Consider the following 296-nt stretch of genomic DNA (forward strand, 5'->3'; position numbering starts at 1 on the left):
CCGTTGTCGGCGTAGAAGCACTTATTGAGGCCTTCAGGGGTCACTTCGATCAGTCTCTCGGAGAGGCTGACCACCGGCTCGTGGGTAAACCCCGCCAGGATCACATGCTCCAACTGACCAATCTGCTCCTGAATAGCCGCGTTGATTCTGGGGTTCGCATGGCCGAACAGGTTGACCCACCAGGAGCTCACGGCGTCGATGTAGCGGTTGCTTTCGAAGTCCTCAAGCCAGACACCTTCGCCCCGTTTGATGGGCACCAGGGGCAAGGTGCCTTCGTGGTCTTTCATCTGGGTGCA

The 296-nt window shown here is 58.4% G+C and carries 1 protein-coding gene; it reads right to left on the reverse strand.

The window, feature by feature from the left end:
* Positions 1–296: aminotransferase class III-fold pyridoxal phosphate-dependent enzyme (locus B3M52_RS04690; protein ID WP_286748986.1), on the reverse strand; the 296-nt coding region annotated here is incomplete at both ends.

Origin of the sequence: Marinobacter sp. UBA2688 (assembly GCF_002352785.1) — a bacterium.
GTDB classification, from domain to species: domain Bacteria; phylum Pseudomonadota; class Gammaproteobacteria; order Pseudomonadales; family Oleiphilaceae; genus Marinobacter; species Marinobacter salarius.